General features: G+C 63.3%; 24 protein-coding genes and 1 pseudogene. 12 read left to right on the top strand and 13 right to left on the bottom strand.

The features are described from left to right. Both ACFP9U_RS10870 and ACFP9U_RS10865 read right to left on the bottom strand, forming a co-directional pair. Positions 1–560 (bottom strand): DUF4175 family protein (locus tag ACFP9U_RS10870; RefSeq protein ID WP_378621311.1); only part of this gene is annotated, 560 nt, incomplete at its 3' end. Positions 561–735: 175 nt separating this feature from the next. Beyond that, positions 736–1,239 (bottom strand): MarR family winged helix-turn-helix transcriptional regulator, encoded by a 504-nt coding sequence (locus tag ACFP9U_RS10865; protein ID WP_378621308.1) that lies wholly within the window; start codon positions 1,237–1,239, stop codon positions 736–738. A 161-nt stretch (positions 1,240–1,400) separates the two neighbouring features. On the opposite strand from ACFP9U_RS10865, the gene ectA reads away from it, so the two are divergent. From ectA to ACFP9U_RS10840, 5 genes are read left to right on the top strand one after another with little or no spacing between them, the layout of a single operon-like run. After that, the gene (gene ectA, locus ACFP9U_RS10860; RefSeq protein ID WP_378621307.1) at positions 1,401–1,946 is read left to right on the top strand and encodes a diaminobutyrate acetyltransferase; all 546 of its coding nucleotides are present in this window, start codon (positions 1,401–1,403) and stop codon (positions 1,944–1,946) included. A gap of 48 nt (positions 1,947–1,994) precedes the next feature. Next, positions 1,995–3,284, top strand: a complete 1,290-nt coding sequence (gene ectB / locus ACFP9U_RS10855) for a diaminobutyrate--2-oxoglutarate transaminase (protein ID WP_378621305.1) — start codon at positions 1,995–1,997, stop codon at positions 3,282–3,284. A 5-nt stretch (positions 3,285–3,289) separates the two neighbouring features. Continuing rightward, positions 3,290–3,688 carry an ectoine synthase gene (locus tag ACFP9U_RS10850; protein ID WP_322452974.1) on the top strand — a complete coding sequence of 133 codons (399 nt, stop codon included), beginning with the start codon at positions 3,290–3,292 and terminating at the stop codon, positions 3,686–3,688. A gap of 39 nt (positions 3,689–3,727) precedes the next feature. Then, positions 3,728–4,660, top strand: coding sequence for an ectoine hydroxylase (gene thpD / locus ACFP9U_RS10845; protein WP_378621303.1), 933 nt, complete (start codon positions 3,728–3,730; stop codon positions 4,658–4,660). Positions 4,661–4,683: 23 nt separating this feature from the next. Continuing rightward, positions 4,684–6,171, top strand: a complete 1,488-nt coding sequence (locus tag ACFP9U_RS10840) for an aspartate kinase (protein ID WP_378621301.1) — start codon at positions 4,684–4,686, stop codon at positions 6,169–6,171. 165 nt (positions 6,172–6,336) lie between these two features. Here ACFP9U_RS10840 and ACFP9U_RS10835 read toward each other — a convergent pair. The 4 genes and pseudogenes from ACFP9U_RS10835 to ACFP9U_RS10820 all read right to left on the bottom strand — a co-directional run bounded on the left by ACFP9U_RS10835 (position 6,337) and on the right by ACFP9U_RS10820 (position 9,651). Then, a pseudogene (locus tag ACFP9U_RS10835) lies at positions 6,337–6,631 on the bottom strand (GNAT family N-acetyltransferase). Then, entirely contained in the window at positions 6,624–7,256 is a 633-nt protein-coding gene (locus ACFP9U_RS10830) for an alpha/beta hydrolase (RefSeq protein WP_378621299.1), read from the bottom strand. Before ACFP9U_RS10830 ends, ACFP9U_RS10835 begins: the two are co-directional and overlap by 8 nt. A 4-nt stretch (positions 7,257–7,260) precedes the next feature. Then, positions 7,261–8,193 carry a VOC family protein gene (locus tag ACFP9U_RS10825; RefSeq protein ID WP_378621297.1) on the bottom strand — a complete coding sequence of 311 codons (933 nt, stop codon included), beginning with the start codon at positions 8,191–8,193 and terminating at the stop codon, positions 7,261–7,263. A gap of 195 nt (positions 8,194–8,388) precedes the next feature. Next, complete coding sequence (locus tag ACFP9U_RS10820) at positions 8,389–9,651, bottom strand: PRC-barrel domain-containing protein (RefSeq protein ID WP_378621295.1); 1,263 nt, start codon at positions 9,649–9,651, stop codon at positions 8,389–8,391. A 201-nt stretch (positions 9,652–9,852) separates the two neighbouring features. On the opposite strand from ACFP9U_RS10820, the gene ACFP9U_RS10815 reads away from it, so the two are divergent. Further along, positions 9,853–10,764, top strand: coding sequence for a diacylglycerol/lipid kinase family protein (locus ACFP9U_RS10815; protein ID WP_378621293.1), 912 nt, complete (start codon positions 9,853–9,855; stop codon positions 10,762–10,764). Positions 10,765–10,783: 19 nt separating this feature from the next. On the opposite strand, the gene ACFP9U_RS10810 is transcribed toward ACFP9U_RS10815, so the two are convergent. From ACFP9U_RS10810 to ACFP9U_RS10795, 4 genes are read right to left on the bottom strand one after another with little or no spacing between them, the layout of a single operon-like run. Then, positions 10,784–11,287, bottom strand: coding sequence for a Dps family protein (locus ACFP9U_RS10810; RefSeq protein ID WP_378621291.1), 504 nt, complete (start codon positions 11,285–11,287; stop codon positions 10,784–10,786). Between the two features lie 28 nt (positions 11,288–11,315). Next, positions 11,316–11,528 (bottom strand): hypothetical protein, encoded by a 213-nt coding sequence (locus ACFP9U_RS10805; RefSeq protein ID WP_322452982.1) that lies wholly within the window; start codon positions 11,526–11,528, stop codon positions 11,316–11,318. A 36-nt stretch (positions 11,529–11,564) separates the two neighbouring features. After that, positions 11,565–12,005: a hypothetical protein gene (locus ACFP9U_RS10800; RefSeq protein WP_322452983.1), complete on the bottom strand. Its 441-nt coding sequence runs from the start codon at positions 12,003–12,005 to the stop codon at positions 11,565–11,567. 10 nt (positions 12,006–12,015) lie between these two features. Continuing rightward, positions 12,016–12,321, bottom strand: coding sequence for a DUF883 family protein (locus tag ACFP9U_RS10795; RefSeq protein ID WP_378621288.1), 306 nt, complete (start codon positions 12,319–12,321; stop codon positions 12,016–12,018). A gap of 126 nt (positions 12,322–12,447) precedes the next feature. Between ACFP9U_RS10795 and ACFP9U_RS10790 the strand changes: the two genes are divergently transcribed. Then, positions 12,448–13,569, top strand: coding sequence for an AI-2E family transporter (locus ACFP9U_RS10790; RefSeq protein WP_378621286.1), 1,122 nt, complete (start codon positions 12,448–12,450; stop codon positions 13,567–13,569). Positions 13,570–13,773: 204 nt separating this feature from the next. After that, positions 13,774–14,109, top strand: a complete 336-nt coding sequence (locus ACFP9U_RS10785) for a response regulator (protein ID WP_378621284.1) — start codon at positions 13,774–13,776, stop codon at positions 14,107–14,109. On the opposite strand, the gene ACFP9U_RS10780 is transcribed toward ACFP9U_RS10785, so the two are convergent. Both ACFP9U_RS10780 and ACFP9U_RS10775 read right to left on the bottom strand, forming a co-directional pair. After that, entirely contained in the window at positions 14,095–14,643 is a 549-nt protein-coding gene (locus ACFP9U_RS10780; RefSeq protein ID WP_378621282.1) for a sigma-70 family RNA polymerase sigma factor, read from the bottom strand. The genes ACFP9U_RS10785 and ACFP9U_RS10780 overlap by 15 nt on opposite strands. Before the next feature lie 2 nt (positions 14,644–14,645). Then, entirely contained in the window at positions 14,646–14,852 is a 207-nt protein-coding gene (locus tag ACFP9U_RS10775; RefSeq protein ID WP_322453292.1) for a NepR family anti-sigma factor, read from the bottom strand. 205 nt (positions 14,853–15,057) lie between these two features. Here ACFP9U_RS10775 and ACFP9U_RS10770 point away from each other — a divergent pair, with 205 nt between their 5' ends. From ACFP9U_RS10770 to ACFP9U_RS10755, 4 genes are all read left to right on the top strand, one after another. Beyond that, the gene (locus ACFP9U_RS10770; RefSeq protein WP_378621280.1) at positions 15,058–15,852 is read left to right on the top strand and encodes a response regulator; all 795 of its coding nucleotides are present in this window, start codon (positions 15,058–15,060) and stop codon (positions 15,850–15,852) included. Between the two features lie 102 nt (positions 15,853–15,954). After that, positions 15,955–16,122, top strand: coding sequence for a DUF1328 domain-containing protein (locus ACFP9U_RS10765; RefSeq protein WP_322452988.1), 168 nt, complete (start codon positions 15,955–15,957; stop codon positions 16,120–16,122). A 24-nt stretch (positions 16,123–16,146) separates the two neighbouring features. Then, on the top strand, positions 16,147–16,320 hold the full coding sequence (locus ACFP9U_RS10760; RefSeq protein ID WP_378621278.1) for a hypothetical protein: 174 nt from the start codon (positions 16,147–16,149) through the stop codon (positions 16,318–16,320). Positions 16,321–16,394: 74 nt separating this feature from the next. Beyond that, positions 16,395–16,700 carry a hypothetical protein gene (locus tag ACFP9U_RS10755; protein WP_378621276.1) on the top strand — a complete coding sequence of 102 codons (306 nt, stop codon included), beginning with the start codon at positions 16,395–16,397 and terminating at the stop codon, positions 16,698–16,700. A gap of 71 nt (positions 16,701–16,771) precedes the next feature. Here the strand turns inward: ACFP9U_RS10755 and ACFP9U_RS10750 are convergent, their stop codons facing one another. Continuing rightward, the gene (locus ACFP9U_RS10750) at positions 16,772–17,557 is read right to left on the bottom strand and encodes an ATP-binding cassette domain-containing protein (protein ID WP_322452991.1); all 786 of its coding nucleotides are present in this window, start codon (positions 17,555–17,557) and stop codon (positions 16,772–16,774) included. Positions 17,558–17,567 lie beyond the last annotated feature (10 nt).

Here is a 17,567-nt window from a genome sequence, read left to right as displayed (position 1 = left end):
GGCGCTGTGTCGGGGCCGGCCGGCGGCTGAAGCGCATCGGCGATTCGCCCGCCATAGGGACCGGTCGAATAGGCGAGCGCGACCACGAACAAAAGGGCGGCGATCGCCCGCAATCCCCACGGGTCCCGCTCCGGGACCGTGGTCTGCGGCAGATCGCCATGCAGCCGCGAAAGCCGCTCGGCCATGCGCCTTTGATGCTCGCGCCACAGCGCGGCGGCAAAGGCGTCGTCGCCATCGCCAGACAGGCGGTCCGTCTGCGCCGACACGGGCGCATGTTCGAGCAGGTTGGACCGCTCGATGCGCCGGTCGACTTCCGCCCGGGTGGGCATGCTGAAGCGCCTGAAGGGCCAGAGCGATGAGAGCGCGGCCAGCCCGAGCACCGCCAGGAGGCCGAGCCGCCCCCAGTCGGGCAGGATGCGGAACACGCCAAGCCATGCGAAGCTGAGAAACAGGCTGGCCACCACCACCAGCGGCAGGAGAAGCGGCCACAGGCGCTCCAGCACCATTGCGCCATGCACCACCGCCCGCGTTCGTCCGAGGCGCGCGAAAAGTCCGTACATCGATCGGTCTCTGGTTCGGTTCTCGGCCATCGTCCGCCCAGATTGCGGGGCGTGCGGCGGCATGCGGCACGCCTTGGCCCCTCAACATAGCAACAAAGACGGCGAAGGCGAGGCATGCGGACCAAAGAATTTCCCCGCCGTGCTCACGAATCCGTCAGCGCCGGCACACGGGGCCCTATTTGCGGTCGACGGCGCCGACGTCGAGCAGCGGGGATGCGTCGATGGCGCCGGCGTTGAGCATGGCGCCGACGCGTTCCAGGGCCGCCACGATCATCGCCTGCTCCCAGTCCGGCAGAGCCTCGAATTGCTCGGAAAAGGTCCGCTGCAGCGGGTTCGGGGCGGCTTCCAGCATGTCTCGTCCCGCCTGTGTCGGCGCCACCCAGACGACGCGTCGGTCCTGCTCGCCGCGCGTGCGCGTCACCAGTCCTCTGGCCTCCAGCTTGTCGACCAGTGCCGTGGCGGTCGCCTGCCCGACGCCGGCACGGGAGGCGATGTCCTTCGGCGTGAGCCGGCCGGCGGCGGCCGCGATCTCCAGCACGATGAGCTGTGGCGTGGTCAGTCCGGTCGCGCGTGCCAGCGTGCGGGCGTTGAGTTCGGTGGCACGCAGGATGCGCCTGAGCGCTATGAGGCTGGTTTGGGTGCGGTTTTCCATGAGCGAGCCGAATACAGGAGGGATCATCGCCTTGATAACAGAAAAAATATGATTTGATTAGCGAATAAATTCGCCCGCAAAATCAGGTGGAAAGCGGGCTTTGCGCGGCATCGCAGCCAAAAATTCCATCTCGCCTGTTGAAATATCCTTCGTCCATCGTAATATTCCGACCCGCAGAGAGGAGTGTCATGCAAAGCAACAACATCCAGCTTGTTCGAAAACGATCAGGCGATATTACCTTTCGCACCCCACGCACCGAGGATGGTGCGGATGTCTGGCGCCTGATCAGAGCCTGTGAGCCCCTCGACGAGAATTCCCTTTACTGCAACCTTTTGCAGTGCGACCATTTCAGCGACACCTGCGTGGTCGCCGAGCGCAAGTCCGACGGAGCCATCGTCGGCTGGATTTCCGGCTATCTGATGCCGGATGACCCGTCGACGCTCTTCGTCTGGCAGGTCGCCGTTGACGAAAGCGCTCAGGGCCAGGGCGTCGCCAAGAGAATGCTTTCGGCCCTTCTGGCGCGGGAGATCTGCGCCGATGTCCGCGGCCTCAAGACCACGATCACCTCCGAAAATGCGGCGAGCTGGGCGCTCTTCAAGTCTTTCGCCCGCAACCAGGGGGGCAAGCTGAAGAGCGTGCCCTATTTCCGCAGGGAAGACCATTTCGACGGGGCCCACGCCACCGAACACATGGTGATGATCACCCTGCCCGAGGAGGCGCGCAGCGCGGCCTGATAAAGGCTCAGCCACGACGCCCCGACAATTTAATCCGAAGGGAAAACCATGACGACCGTACGAACGGACGATAAAGCTATCTTCGAGCGCCGCGAATCCGCGGCGCGCAGTTACTGCCGCAGCTTTCCGGTTGTGTTCGAAAAGGCTTCCGGCGCGACGCTGACCGGCAACGACGGCCGCGACTATATCGACTTCCTCGCCGGCTGCTCGTCCTTGAACTACGGGCACAACGACCCGGATATGAAGGCCGCCCTCATCGAGCACATGCAGGCCGACGGCCTGGCCCACGGGCTCGACATGTACACGGGCGCCAAGGCGGACTTCCTGGACGCGTTCGAGCGCATCGTGCTGAAGCCGCGTGATATGGACTACCGCATGATGTTCATGGGCCCGACGGGCGCAAACGCGGTCGAGGCCGCGCTCAAGCTCGCCCGCAAGGTCACCGGCCGCACCAACGTCATCGCCTTCACCAACGGCTTCCACGGCGTGACGCTGGGCGCGCTCGCCGCCACCGGCAACGGCTATCATCGCGGCGGCGCCGGGGTGCCGCTCTCCGGCGTCACCCGCATGCCCTTCGAAGGCGCGATGGGCGGCGACCTCGACACGGCCGACTTCCTGAATCGCATGCTGTCGGAGCCTTCGAGCGGCGTCGAGCCGCCGGCGGCGATCATCCTGGAGACGGTCCAGGGCGAAGGCGGGCTGAACGCCGCCTCGCGCGAGTGGGTGCGCCGCGTGGCCGAGATCGCGCGCAATCACGGAGCCCTGCTCATCGTTGATGACATCCAGGCCGGCTGCGGCCGCACCGGTCCCTTCTTCTCGTTCGAGGAAATGGGTGTCGAGCCGGACATCATCACCATGGCGAAGTCGCTTTCCGGCCTCGGCCTGCCTTTCGCGACACTGCTGGTGAAGCCGGAGTACGACATCTTCGGCCCTGCCGAACACAACGGCACCTTCCGCGGCAACAATCACGCCTTCGTCACCGCGCGGGTCGCGCTGGAGAAATTCTGGGCCGACCGCACGCTGCAGGAGGCGGTGCTGAAGAAGACCTCCTATCTGAAGTCGCGCCTGGCGAAGATCGCCGATCGGCTGCCCGCCGCACGTCTTAAGGGCCGCGGCATGATGCAGGGCGTCGACGTCGGCTCGGGCGAACTGGCGAGCGAAATCTGCGCCCGCTGCTTCGAGAACGGCCTCGTTATCGAGACCTCCGGCGCCCATGACGAGGTGGTGAAAGTGCTCGCGCCGCTCACCATCGACGAAGAGACCTTCGCCCGCGGCCTCGACATTCTCGAGGAGGCCGTGAGCGAAATTGCCCAGTCCACGAAAATTGCCGCGGAGTAATTGAAATGATCGTGCGTGATCTGAACGAAGCCAAGAACACCGAGCGCCACGTTTTCTCGAAGGGCTGGGACAGCGTCCGGCTGCTTTTGAAGTCGGACAATATGGGCTTCAGTTTCCATATCACCACCATTCATGCCGGCGCCGAACTGCCCATGCATTACAAGAACCACCTCGAAAGCGTCTATTGCGTCGACGGAACAGGCTCGATCGAGGACTGTGCCACCGGAGAGATTCACAAGATTCGTCCTGGTGTCGTCTATGCGTTGGACAAGCACGACAAGCACATCCTGCGCGCCGACGCGGAAAAGCCCATGATCATGGCTTGCGTCTTCAACCCGCCCGTCACGGGCAACGAAGTTCACCAGGACGATGGCTCCTACGCACTGGAGGCCGAGTCGGCGTGATCCCACGCCGACAAAACCAAAAGAAGAAGGAGAATAACCATGTCTGCGATCAATCAAGCACATGAACGAAGACCGGATACCTATCCGACCCGCCTGCCACAGGAGCGTTGGCTGCCGCGCGCGGACAGGATCGTGTGGAGCCAGTGGCGCCCCGATGCCCCGCTGACGGCCCAGCAGGCCGACCAGTTCGACCGCGACGGCTTCCTCGTGCTCAAGGACCTCTTCTCGGAGGAAGAGGTGAAGGCGCTGATGGCCGAGTCCGCTGCGTTGCGCGGCGGCGAGCGCAACCTGGAAGAAGACAGCGTCATCACCGAGCCGAACTCGGACGAGGTGCGCACCATCTTCAAGCTCCCCGAGCAGAGCCCGCTCTTCAATCGCCTGGCCTGTGACCGCCGTCTGGCCGGCATCGTCAGCTTCCTTCTGGGTGACAGCGTTTACGTCCACCAGTCGCGGCTGAACTACAAGCCGGGCTTCACCGGCAAGGAATTCTACTGGCACTCGGATTTCGAGACCTGGCACGCCGAGGACGGCATGCCGCGCATGCGCGCTGTCTCCGCTTCCCTGCTGTTGACGGACAACGACGCGCTCAACGGCCCGCTCATGCTGATGCCGGGCTCCCATAAGCATTTTATCGCCTGCGCTGGCGAGACGCCCGAGGACAACCACAAATCCTCGCTGAAAAAGCAGGAGATCGGCGTCCCATCGCATGAGGCACTGGAGAAGCTCGCGGGCGAGCACGGCGTCCACGCCGCCACCGGAAAGGCCGGCACGCTGGTGCTGTTCGACTGCAACACGATGCACGGTTCCAACGGCAACATCACGCCGTTCCCCCGCTCGAACGCGTTCTTCGTGTTCAACGCCATGTCCAACCAACTCGAGGAGCCTTTTGGCGCCAAGAAGCCGCGCCCGGATTTCCTGGCTCAGCGCGGCGAGGCCAAGGCCGTCGAGGTGGTGACCGGCAAGCTGGTTTGACCGAGGAGGCAAGGCCCCAAGCCATGACACGACTGCAAGAGGCAAGCGCCGCGCTGGATCGCGGCGCCCCGAAGGACGCGCGACCCGGCCACACCGTCGAGAAGATCGGCGGTACGTCCATGAGCCGGGCGCGCGAGCTCATCGACACCATTCTCATCGGCAAGCGCGAAGGCGAGGCGCTCTATCGCCGCGTCTTCGTCGTCTCCGCCTTCGGCGGCATCACCGACAAGCTGCTGGAGCACAAGAAATCCGGCGAGCCGGGCGTCTATGCGCTGTTTGCCCACGCGGACAACGAGCATGGCTGGATGGACACGCTGAGCGATGTCAGCCGCGCCATGCGCGAAATCAATGCCGAGATGTTCGACGATGCCGGCGACCGGCACGCCGCGGACGATTTCGTGCGCGAGCGCATCGAAGGCGCGCGCGGCTGTTTGATCGACCTGCAGCGCCTGTGCTCCTACGGACACTTCCAGCTTGCAGAGCACATGCAGACAATCCGCGAGATGCTGTCGGCGCTCGGCGAGGCGCATTCGGCCAACAACCTCGCTTTGCTTTTGCGCCGACACGGCGTCAACGCGCGCCTGATCGACCTGACGGGCTGGCGCGATGAATCTCAGCCCCACCTTAAGGACCGCATCGAGACGGCCTTTGCCGAGGTCGATTTCGCGCGCGAGCTGCCCATCGTCACCGGCTACGCGCAGTGCCGAGAGGGATTGATGCGCGAGTTCGACCGCGGCTACTCGGAGGTGACCTTCGCCACGATCGCTGCCCAGACCGGCGCGAGAGAGGCCATCATCCATAAGGAGTTCCACCTTTCCAGCGCCGACCCGCGGCTGGTGGGGGCCGAGAACGTGCGCAAGATCGGACGCACCAACTACGATATCGCCGACCAGCTTTCCAACATGGGCATGGAAGCGATCCATCCGAAAGCGGCCAAGAAGCTGCGCCAGGCCGGCGTTCCGCTGCGCGTGGCCAACGCCTTCGAGCCGCACGACCCCGGCACGCTCATCGACGCCGAGCCCGCCGACGGGCCGGGCGTGGAGATGGTGACGGGTCTCTCCGTCACCTCGCTGGAAGTCTTCGAGCAGGACATGGTGGGCGTGAAAGGCTACGACGCCGCCATTCTCGAGATGCTGACGCGCCATCGCGTACGCATCGTCTCCAAGGTGTCGAACGCCAACTCGATCGTTCATCACGTGGAGGCGCCGCTGAAGGCGATCCGCCGTGTCGAACGGGATCTCGCCGCACTCTACCCCTCCGCCCGCATCACCACGCGGCGCGCAGGAATGGTCTCGGTCATCGGCCGCGACCTGAGGGGACTCGACATCATGCTCAAGGGGCTGACGGCGCTGTCGGAAGCCGGCATCAGGCCGATTTCGGCACAGGAGACCGGCCGCGGCGTCGACGTTCAGTTCGTCGTGGCGAGCGAGGATCGGGAAAAGGCGGTGAAGACGCTGCATCGCATCTTCGTCGAAGCCGGCGCGAAGGCCTCGCTGGCCGAGGCGGCTTGAGGCCGCCCGTTACGTATGTACCGGCAGCGCCCCTTCACGGTCCCGCAGTTCGGGTCCATCAAGGGGCGCTTTAGTCCAGGAAAAGTGGAAGCCGGTTTTCCGTCCGGAATTGCGTGAAATCAAATGTTAGATCAGTTCACCGTTTCCGTGAAACGGTGAACTGATCTAGCGCGCCAGCACGTCTTGCCATTCCGGGTTTCGGCGAAACTGCGACGCCGCGAAGGGGCAAAGCGGCGTAATCTTCAAGCCCTGCATCCGCGCGGCCTCCACCGCATGCGCCACAAGGGCCTGGCCGACGCCCTTCCCCCCGGAACGCGGTCGGCACGTCCGTGTGGTCAATAATGATCTGGCTCGTCCCAACCTTGGTAAAGGTAAGCTCCGCCTCCTCCCCTCCATCGGCATAGACATAGCGGCCCTTCGTGCCAAGGTCGTGAAATTCGATGCGCGACGCATCAACCATCGTCATTCCCCTCCTTTCCATATCCGCGCAGGAAACGCTCTGCCGTGTCCATCTCGCCTGGACGCAACTCGTGCCCGCCCTCATGCCAGAAAATCTCGGCTTCCGCCCCGCCAGCCGCCAGATGGGCCATCAACCTCTCGGTCAACTCCGGCGGGCAGATCGGGTCCCGCCGGCCGGCGGTAACGAGCAGCCGTGTGGTCAGCCGCTCACCCTTCAGGCGCGGTGCGAAAGGGATGAGCGGGTGCATCAGCACCGCCGCGTCGAACAGCGTCGGCGCGGCGAAAACGACCGTCGCCAGGATGTTGGCGCCGTTCGAGTAGCCGAGGCCGAGCACGGCATTCGGCTGCTCCCGTTCCACGTGCGCGCGCACGAAGCCCGCCATCTTCTCCGTCGCGCGCGCCAGATCCTCCATGTCGTAGACGCCTTCGCCGGTGCGCCGGAAGAAGCGCGCCGCGCCGCCTTCGCTGACGTCTCCACGCGGCGCCACGATGCCGGCTTGCGGGAGGACCCCTTGCCAGAGCGACAGGAGCTGGCGTTCGTCACCGCCCGTTCCGTGAAAGAGGAAGAGCAGCGCCCGGCCCGGCCCCGCGCTCACCACATGGTGCACATAGGCATCGGTCGACATGGGCCTAATCCCCGATCGGCGGAAGGTGCTTTTCGAGATGCGCACGCAGATGCGCATGCTGCTCGGGCAGCTTCAGCGCCTCGCCGAGATGCGCCGGGTCCTCATCGCGCGCAAAACCGGGTTCGTTGGTGGCGATCTCGAACAGGACGCCGCCCGGCTCGCGGAAATAGATGGACAGGAAATAGTCCCGGTCGATCACGGGCGTGACGCCGAACCCTTCGGCGACCAGCGCCTCGCGGACAACCTTCTGCGCCGCCGCGTCGGCAACGGCAAAGGCGATGTGATGCACCGAACCGGCACCCTGGCGCGCCGGTGCGGCCGCGGGATCGCTTTCCAGATCGATGATCGCGGCACCGTTTCCATCCGGCCGCACCAGACGGTGCATGCCACCCTCACGCGCCCCCTCGCGAAAGCCCATGAGCTGCAACAAATCCGCAGTCGGCCCAAGTTCCTGCAATGTCAGTTTGGCGGAATGAAAGCCGCGAATGGCATGCTCGTCCGGTATGCCGGCCGCCTGCCACGGCGCCCGCGTATCCTCGGCCGCTTCCGCAAGCGCAAAGCCGTCACCGTCCGGACCGTCGAAATAAAGCCGGGCCTCGCCCAGATAGGTGCCGCGGCGAACACCGCTCACCGTGTTGGCGGCGAGATGCTTCTCCCAGAAAGCAAGGCTGCCTTCGGGCACGGAGAAAACGGTGGTGCTCACTTCCCCCGCCCCGCGCGTGCCGCGGGCGATGTTCGGGAAGGGAAAATACGTCAGGACGGTTCCCGGCTGGCCGGAACCGTTCGCGTAGTACAGATGATAGACATCCGGTGCGTCGAAATTCACTGTCTTCTTGACGCGGCGCAAGCCCAGAACCCGGGTGAAGAACCCATCCGTCCTGGCGGCGTCCCGCGCCATTGCCGTGATGTGATGAATGCCCTGGATCGAGTCGAGCATGGTGGTGTCCTTTCGACGTTCAGCCGACCGGTCGTGGTCCCGCCTCAGATGAGATGCCGTGCTGTGCCGCGACAGTCCTCATCGGGTGGATGCACTGTTCGGCGAAGAAAGACAGTCTCACATTCTCCCGCCCCGGCACAGAAAAAACCCCGCACCGGTTGCCCGGTGCGGGGCTCTGGCTGCCTACCGAGGGGCCTACTGCAGGCGTTGCTGATCGCGCTGCTCGGTGTAGGACGCCTCGTCGTACTCGGGCTGCGCCTCGAGTTCTTCCTGGGTGTATTCGGTGTAGAGATAAAGGTCGCCGTTCTCGTCGGTCATGAACGAAATGTTGTCCAGACCAACCGCAACCTCCTTCTGTCCTATCCCGAGGAAGCCGCCGACATCGACGATCACGGCATCGATCTCGCCTTCCGGCGTCAGGATCACGTCACCCACTTCGCCGATGTCCTCCTCATTGGCGCCGTAGACATTGGCACCGGTGAGGTTTTCGGCGCGGATCTGGTCTTGCCCGGCATCCTGCAACGAGTTGCGGTCGATCGCACCCGTCTGCGTCTGGTCGGTCGCGGCCTGGTCCTGGGTTGCCGCCGTGGTCTCCTCGGCGGGACGGTCCTGGCGATCCTCGGCAGCCGTCACGTCTTCTTCGAGTACTGGCTCCTCATCGGTCGCCGCCGTCGTCTGGTCGCTCACCCCTTCCTCGGGCGCGGCGGCCATGTCGTCGCTCGGCTGCTGCTCGTCGGTGGCAGTGGCCATGGCATCGTCGGCCCCGTCCGCCGGCGCGGTCTCGTCCGCGGGTGCCGCGGCTGTGGTATCGCCGGTCTGGTCGGTCATGTCCGCACCCGTCTGATCATCGGCAGGAGCCATGGCTGTCTCGCCGGCCTGGTCCATGCCCGCCTGATCGTCCGCCGGCGCCATCGCGGTTTCACCCGTGGCGTCCTCGGAACCCTCCTCAGGCGCCGGCGCGGCGGCCAGGTCGTCAGCGGTCGCCGGCTGTGTTTCGGCAACGTCGGCGTCCGCCGGCATCGGCCGGTAGGCCGCACGGTCGAACTCCTGCTGGTTCTCCAGCGCGTCGGCAGTGGTCTCGACCACCATATAGCGCTCGCCGTCGTCCCGCTCCGACCACTGTACGAGGTCGTATTCCAGCGCGACTTCCTTCTGTCCTATCCCGAGGAAGCCGCCCACGCCGACGACGATCGCCTGGATGTCGCCCTCCTGATCGATGACCAGGTCGGTGACCTTGCCGATATTCTCGGCTTCTTCTCCGGTGCCGTTATAGACGCTCTCGCCCATCAGGTTCGAGGCAAGTCTTCCCTCGGCGTGGATGGTCATCGGCGTCTGCTGCTGATCTGTTGCCGCCGGATCCTGTGTCACGCTCGGATCGGCGGGCATCGTGTCCTGTGCAAACGCACCGCCTGCCATCAAGGTGGCAATTGCGGTGGTCGCCAAAAGATTGCGGATCATGATAAGCTCTCCATGTGCAGTTTTCTGTACATGGCCGCGCATCCGACCGAACCTGGCAGTGAGGATCGGATGTGCGGCCATCACGTGCCTAGAACGTCGGGCCAAAGAAACGGTTCCGCATACGCCGGTATTGACAGACGGAACGAAACACGACCTGCCCTGTTTCTAGCGACACCGGACCACATTGGAAGAAGAACGTCCATGCACATACGCGCCGTGCTGAACCGAGACGGCGGCACGTTCAGCACCATGAATCTGGACCGTTTCACAGAAGAGATCGTCCAGGCCTTCACCGAAACCGGCCATTGCGTTGCGGCACGACAGGTCGACGGCCACGAAATCGAGGAAGCTCTGCGCATGGCTTGCCGGGATGATGGCGTGGATGCGGTGCTGGTGGGCGGCGGAGACGGGACGATTTCGCTGGCGGCGGGGCTTGTTGCTGAAAGCGGCAAGATCCTCGCCGTACTCCCGGCGGGCACGATGAACCTGTTTGCCCGCAGCATTGCAATCCCGCTGGACCTCGAGGCCGCCGTAACCGCGCTGGCGAACGGCCATGTGCGCGAGGTCGACATCGCACACCTCAACGGACGCCCCTTCGTGCACCAATTCTCGATCGGCATGCACCCGCAGCTCATCAGACTGCGCACTCAGATGCCGTTCCGCGGTCGCCTTGGCAAGATCGCCGCATCGGCCCGGGCCGCGATCACAACCCTTCTCAACCCGCAGAACCTGCGTGTCTCGCTCACCATGGGTGAATCCGAGCTCCTGGCGGAGACCGCCAGCATCAGTGTGACCAACAATCTCTACGGCGAGGGACATCTGCCCTATACCGACAATCCCGACGGCGGCGTGCTGGGCATCTATATCACGCGCGCTCGGCGACGCTCCGACCTCATCGTGCACTTTCTCAACATGGCGATCGGGCGGTGGCGGCAGAACGAGCAGGTGGAAATCCACGAGGCCGGAGAGGTGCGGCTGAGGATTCTCGCCCCGCGGCGCGAGCTCAAATGCTCGATCGACGGCGAACTCTGTCCGCTGGACCGGGACATTCATATTCGCCAGCACCCAAGGGCGCTGCGCGTTCTTGTACCTACGGAGTCTCAAGAGGGTTAGGGGTCGAAGCGGTGAACACTTACTCCGCCACCGTCGCACGCAGCATCCACAGCGCCTTTTCGTGAAAGGTCATACGCTCCGTCAACATGTCGGTAGTGACGAGGTCGCCTTTCTCATCGGCCGCGATCGCGACGGTCCGCATCTTCTTCACCGCTTCCTCGTGGTCCACGATCAGGTCCTCGACCATCTCCATGGCCGAGCGACCCGGCGCGTCGAGTTCGATCGCGGTATCGACGCCGCGGCCGGCGGGCGCATGATGGCCGAGCGCCCGGACCCGCTCGGCGATCACGTCCGTGGCGTTGAAGAGCGCGTTGTACTGCTCCTCGGTCAGGACATGAATCGCGTGAAAGAGCGGCCCGACGACGTTCCAGTGATAGATATGCGTCTTGATCAGCAGCCTGTAGGTGTCGACGAGGATTTCCGACAGGCCGTCGGCAAGCTCCTTTCTGTCCGTAGCGGACAGACCGACATCCATTCTCTCGGCATGCATGCGCGGCTTCAGTACATCTGCAGCCTTGCTCATCGTTCCGGTCCTTCCTTTCGCCGACGCGTCAGTCTTGTGGCTCCATGGATTGCGGCTCGTCGATCGGAATCTCTGTCGACTGCGGCGTCTCGACAGGCTGTTGCTCGTCGATGAAAATGCCATAGATCTCGACGCCCACCCAGACGACGCCGGCCAGAATGATTCCGCCAAGAAGGACCAGAAGAACGGGAAAGCCCTCGCGTCCCTGCCTGGCCTTTTTCGGTGGCACCTTGTCGTTCATGCCTGCACTCCATGTCTTCGGTCGAAGCGGGACCGATTATCGCTCCCGCTTCGACCGACGCTCATACTCGCGGTAGGCCGCAAAACCGGCGAGGCCGGCCAATGCGGTAAGCACTGCAGCCGCGCCGCCCTTCTTGCTCATCAGGGCGGGCAGCATGGCCATTGCCGATGCGCCGGCAAGAGTGCTGGCGTCCGCCGCACGCCGGCGCTGCTGGGCCCGTCGCTGCGCACCGGCAACGATCTTGTAGACGGCAAACACAATCGCGGTAAGGACGGCAAATCCGACCGCAAAACCGATCGCCGCGTCTATGGCGCCCCAACGAATGGCGGCCGCCAGATAACCGGCGAGGATGACAAAGACGAGCGCGAGAAGCGCCGCGATCCCCGCAATCGTATAGGCGACCACGGCGATCTTGATGCGCCGCTTCAAGACATCGGCTTCGCCGGTGGCGAGCAGCGCGAACAATCGGGCAAGCATAGTTGCCCCGCTAGCGACGCATGATCATGGCAAAGAGAAAGCCCACGCCAGCCGCCAGCGCAAGAGCGGTGAGTGGCTTCTCCTGCACAGCCTCCGTGAGGTCGTGCTGCATTTCCTCCGCACTCCCCCGGAACTGTTCGGCGCTTTCCTTCGCGGCTTTGCGCGCCCGCCACATCGAGCGGTTCCCCGTCTCACGCAGATGCTCGGTGAGCTGGGCGATATCCTCGCGCAGCTGCTGAATGTCGGCGTTGATCGTCTGCGCATCGCCCTGCGCGGTATCGCTATCCTTCGATCCCTTTGCGCCCGTTGTCGCCATTGTCCTCTCCTTCCATTTTCAACTGAAACGCACGACCCATGGCGAAGTTCCGGGCTCCTTGCAACCGCCTATGGGAACCTTCGCACGTCAGGCCCGTTTTATGTCGTTCAATCTCGCCGGAGCACCATGAGAGCCACCGAGAGGAAAAGGCCTGGCGCCGCGCCCAGCTCACCGAGGCCGGGCTTCGAGGTGTGGCTCGCGCGAAGCGCGCAGGCGGCGTTGGTCTTCCTCGGCGTAACGGCCTTTTTCTTTATCCTCCAGGCCGGCAGCTTCCTGCTTGTCCCCGTCGCCCTCGCAGTGGTTGTCGGTCTCATGCTCTCGCCGATCGCCCTGCGGATGGAAAGGCGCGGTATTCCGCCCGCTCTTTCCGCGACGGCATCGGTGCTGTTGTTCGTCCTGGTGATCGGGTTCCTGGTTGCCGCGCTTGCCGCTCCCCTGACCTCCTGGGCCGGGCGGGTTCCGCAGATATGGAACGAACTGCAGCTTCGGTTGACGAGTCTTTCCGAACCGCTCGCCACGATGCGCAGCCTGCGCGAAGAGATCCGCAACGTCACCGGGGAAGCCGAGGTCACGGTCTCCGTGGAGGAAGGCTCGGCGATGGAGAGCTTCGCGATGCTGGCGCCCACGGTGCTTGCCCAGGTGGTGATCTTCTTCGCCAGCCTCTACTTCTTCATCGCCACCCGGCACGACACGCGCCTGGCCATTCTGAAAATGTGCTCCGGGCGCAACCTGCGCTGGCGCGCCTCTCACATCTTTCGCGATGTCGAGGAGCTCGTCTCCAATTATCTGCTTTCCATAACGATCATCAATATCTGTCTCGGTCTGGCCGTCACCCTCGCCCTCTGGCTGATCGGCGTGCCCTCCGCACCCCTTTGGGGCGCGATGGCAGGCATTCTCAACTTCATCATCTATATCGGACCGGCGATCATGGCCGCACTCCTGTTCGGGGTGGGACTGGCCAGCTTCCAGAGTTTCGCGGGCAGCCTGCTGCCGCCGCTGGTCTATCTGATGTTGAACGCCATAGAAGCACAGTTCGTCACGCCCACCGTTATCGGCAAGCGACTGACGCTCAACCCTTTCCTCGTCTTTCTCGCCATTGCCTTCTGGATATGGCTCTGGGGACCGATCGGCGGCTTCATCGCCATCCCCGCTTTGCTCATCGCCTTCGCGATCGCCCGCAACATCATCCCGGGCTTCAACTGGGGATTGACCCACGAAAAGCGCCGCCGCTACTCCCGCCTGCCCTGACACGGCGATCTTTCAGAGCTTTTTGATCCCTTCCGGCACTTCCTTCACCACCGGAATGCATCGCAGAGGCGTGTCATTTTTAAATGACGGCAAATCCGCATTTGTGAGAACGCCAGAGGGATGAAAGGAAGGGGCGGCACCTTGTCGGCAAAATTATTGGAGGGGCTGAAAATACTTCTCGTTGAGGAGGAGGCCCTTATCGCCATGGAGGTCGAACAGCTGTGCTACGAGGAGGGCGCGGCGAAGGTATTCACCATCAGTTCACATGAGAATCTTCGCTCCGAAACGATCTCCTTCGAGGAAGTCGACGCGGCAATTCTCGACGCACGCATCGGCAAGGAGTGGAACCGTGACCTCGGACTACGCCTCATGCGGAAGGAAATTCCCTTCGTCTTCGCTACAGGCTATGACAGCAGCGAACCGTTTTTCACCGCATTTCCAGAAATCCCGATCGTCGGCAAACCCTTTGTCGGCCGGGAATTGGTCCAGGCACTGTCAGCGGCGATCGAGCGCACCCGCACCCGGTCAGGCGACCGCTGATTTCGTCACCTGCGCGCTCAGCGCGTCGGGACCAAAGTCGCTCTCGCCTTCAATCGCGAGAATCTCCTGGAGCCGGGTTCGCGCCCGGCTGACACGACTCTTGATCGTGCCGACGGCGCACCCGCAGATCTCGGCCGCCTCCTCGTAGGAGAACCCCGAAGCACCGATGAGAATGATCGCTTCACGCTGGTCCTCCGGAAGCAGGTCCAGCGCCTTGCGAAAATCGGTGAGGTCGGAAGAGCCGTGCTGGCTTGGATGGACCGAAAGCTGCGCCGTGATGCTGCCATCGCTGTCCTCGACCTCGCGCCTGCGCTTGCGCATCTGGGAATAGAACTCATTGCGCAGGATGGTGAAAAGCCAAGCCTTGAGGTTGGTGCCCGGCTGGAAGCTGTCCTGCTTGTCCCAAGCCTTGACCAGCGTCTCCTGAACCAGATCATCGGCCCTGTCGGCGTTTTTCGCCAGCGAGACCGCGAAGGCGCGCAGGGTGGGCACCGCCGCCAGCAAGCCGTCGCGGAAGCTCGGATTCTCACCCATGCTCAATCCTCTTTCGTCGCCGGTTGAGGTATCTCGCGTTCTTCGAGTTCGCTCAGCAGTCGACTGAAACGATCCGGAATATCGTCCGAGACCAATTCGTCGTAATATTGTCTGAGTTTGCGGCCTATCTCGGAGTTGGTACCCAGGGGGTCCTCGGCGGAATTGCGCTTTCCGGAAGTGCGGCTATTTTCGACCTTCTGATGCGTCATGCCCTTCTCTTTACCCGTATTACGCCCCAGTTCCTTGAATGGTTTGGTCATTGTGTATCGCTGTCAACAGTGTCCAAATTCTTTTGCCAACGCTATCCGCCGCGAAATGTTCCAAATGGGATGGAACTTTTGTGGCCGCCGGGCGTTCAAGCTTGGTTGTTTGCCGGAAGTACGGTTCCGTTCATTGAGGGAGATCAAGTCAAAAATGAGCTTGTCAGCCAGAATTGCCCCGCATTTGCCGTATCTGCGTCGGTTCTCGCGTGCCGTATCCGGTTCGCAGACCAGCGGAGACGCACTGGTGGCAGCAACCTTGGAAGCGTTGATCGCCGACACTTCGGTCTTTCCCAAAGCATCAAGCGACCGCATTGCGCTGTTCAAGCTCTTTGCCAAACTGTTCGGCACTTTCGAAATTCGCGTGCCCGAGGCCAGGCCCACATCCGCCTGGGAACAACGTGCGATCGCCAACCTGTCCGCCCTTGCGCCGCAGCCGCGGCAAGCCTTCCTGCTTGTCGCTGTTGAAGGGTTCGAGCCGGAGGAAGCCGCCGAGATCCTCGACGTGGACGAAGAGCGGCTGAATACGTTGCTGCGCGAGGCCAGCGACGAGATTTCGCGCCAGGTCGCCACCGACATCTTGATCATCGAGGACGAGCCGCTGATCGCGATGGACATCGAGGAACTGGTGGAAAGCCTTGGGCATCGGGTCGTCGGCACCGCGCGCACGCATCAGGAGGCCACGGCACTGTTCGAGAAGGCCAAGCCCAGCATGGTGCTGGCCGACATCCAACTGGCTGACGGCAGCTCAGGCATCGACGCCGTCAACGAGATCCTCACGACAACGCCCGTGCCTGTCATTTTCATCACCGCTTTCCCGGAGCGGCTCTTGACGGGCGAACGGCCGGAACCGGCCTTCCTCGTCACCAAGCCCTTCAACCCGGACATGGTGAAGGCCCTGATCAGCCAAGCGCTGTTCTTCGACCACCAGGCCCGGGCCGCGGCTTGATAGGGGAAAGCCGCCACAAGCCGCCCTCGGGCGGCTTTTCCTTTGCGGAACCAATGCATGCACGCGCGCGTTGGGCGTTCGTGCATGAGGGAGATTCGACAAATGCTCTATTGGGCTCTGATTTTTCTGGTCGTGGCGATCATCGCCGGTGCGCTCGGTTTTGGTGGCATAGCCGGGACGGCGGCAGGAATCGCCCAGATCATCTTCTACATCTTCCTGGCCCTGCTTGCCATTTCACTGATCGCCGGGCTCGTCCGGCGCACCCGCTAAATACCGCTAAAACGGATGGCCAGTATGAATGGACTCCCAAATAACGCGGAGGATGCGGCGCGCCTCGCCATGGGAAGCGAAGAACACGACGATCCCCTGCCCCCCGGGCCGAACTACGGGCCTTTCGGCTACTTCAGGCTGGCGCTTCTCATCCTGGCAGCGGTGGTGGCCGTCCTGACCCTGATCAATCTGATGTGATCTCGCACTTCTGTGGCGGGATGCCCGGAACCCGCCCCCGGCGCGGTACGTTTCCATGGCGAGAGGAAAGCGCCATGGAACACTTCACCGCCCTGTTATTGATCGTCGGCTGCAGCGACAATCTGGCGGTCTGCACCGAATTGCCGGCTCCAGCACCCATCTACGAAAGCGCCGCCGAATGCGAGCAGGCACTGCCACCCGCAATGCGTGAATATATGAACGATTTCCCGCAGATTCTGGCGAAATGCCTTTCCGTTGATCCGGCGCTCGAGGAGCAGGATGCGGAGCTGGTCTGGGAAATCAATGGGCAAGGAGATCTGATCGCCTCGGTGGAACCAGCCACTGAATACAGCATTGCCGACCGCCGAACGGCCGACTGATCGTCAAGCACGGGCAAAAGAAAACCGTGCAGTGGCAAGCGGGCGACGATCCTCCTGCCTGCACAAATGCTCTAAGCAGCGACCTGCAGCGCGCCGGGCCCCGGCACCGCCCCGGGCGGGCACTTGCCGAGGATGATCATGCCGAGCACTTCGTCCTCGGTGACGTCTTCCGTGCTCGCCGCGCCGACCACCTGCCCGTTTTTCATCACCACCACGCGATCGGCGAGATCGAAGACATCGTGGATGTCATGGCTGATCAGGAAGATGCCGATGCCGTCCTTCTTGAGCTGACGGACCAGATCAGAGACCTGGGCCGTCTCCTGCGGCCCGAGCGCCGCCGTCGGCTCGTCCATGATGAGGATGCGCGCGTTGAAATAGATGGCGCGGGCGATCGCGACCGACTGCCGCTGCCCGCCCGAAAGCCGGCTCACCGGCTCCTTGAAGCGCTGGAAGCGCGGGTTGAGCCGACCCATCACCTTGCGGGTCTCCGATTCCATCGCCACGTCGTCGAGCGTGCCCCAGGCCGTCCTGAGCTCGCGGCCCAGAAACAGGTTCGCCGCCGCATCGACATTGTCGGCCAGCGCCAGGGTCTGGTAGATGGTCTCGATGCCGTACTTCTTGGCATCGCGCGGATTGTTGATCTGCGCTTCCTCGCCGTTGACGTGGATGGAGCCCGCGTCACGCTTGTAGGCCCCGGACAGGATCTTGATGAGCGTCGACTTGCCGGCGCCGTTGTGTCCCACCAGCGCGACCACCTCGCCGGCATGAAGGTCGACCGAAACGTCCTCCACGGCGTGGATGCCGCCGAAGGCGATGGAGATGTTCTTCATCTCCACGAGTGGGGTGTTGTCTGCCATGGCCTCCTCC

Source organism: Nitratireductor sp. GCM10026969, assembly GCF_042660605.1.
Lineage (GTDB): Bacteria > Pseudomonadota > Alphaproteobacteria > Rhizobiales > Rhizobiaceae > Chelativorans.
Note: the sequence above shows the minus strand (reverse complement) of the source record. Positions and strands in the feature narration are given on the sequence as shown.